Origin of the sequence: Planktothrix paucivesiculata PCC 9631, assembly GCF_900009265.2 — a bacterium.
GTDB lineage: Bacteria > Cyanobacteriota > Cyanobacteriia > Cyanobacteriales > Microcoleaceae > Planktothrix > Planktothrix paucivesiculata.
Genome location: NZ_LR735086.1, coordinates 1 through 299, shown reverse-complemented (window position 1 = coordinate 299; position 299 = coordinate 1). Strand labels below are relative to the sequence as shown.

The following is a 299-nucleotide window of genomic DNA, read 5'->3' as shown; positions in this document are numbered from 1 at the left end:
TAGGGCTTGCTGAAAAAGTAACAGAAAAGGAAACGAATGATTAACTAGCTAATGAAGTCAGAAGGTCAGATAAGTTTTTTTCGAGGTAATGAGTTAAGAGATAACTTGTCATAATCAATGACTTGAAAAAAGTAATGGAATAAAAAAATTGACCCCAAAATCTGTCTAAGAATCACAGAGAGATTCATGACTAAAAAAGTAATAGCAATTGCCGTTTCGGAAGTATGAGCTAGTTTATTCATAATCCGATTCAGGCTAAATCTTCTTTTTCCTTGGCCAAATTTGCCTTCAATAGAATT

1 protein-coding gene is annotated in these 299 nt (G+C 32.8%); it reads right to left on the bottom strand.

What is annotated here, in order from left to right:
- Positions 1 to 65 precede the first annotated feature (65 nt).
- Positions 66 to 299 (bottom strand): transposase (locus PL9631_RS26890; protein ID WP_231516864.1); only part of this gene is annotated, 234 nt, incomplete at its 5' end.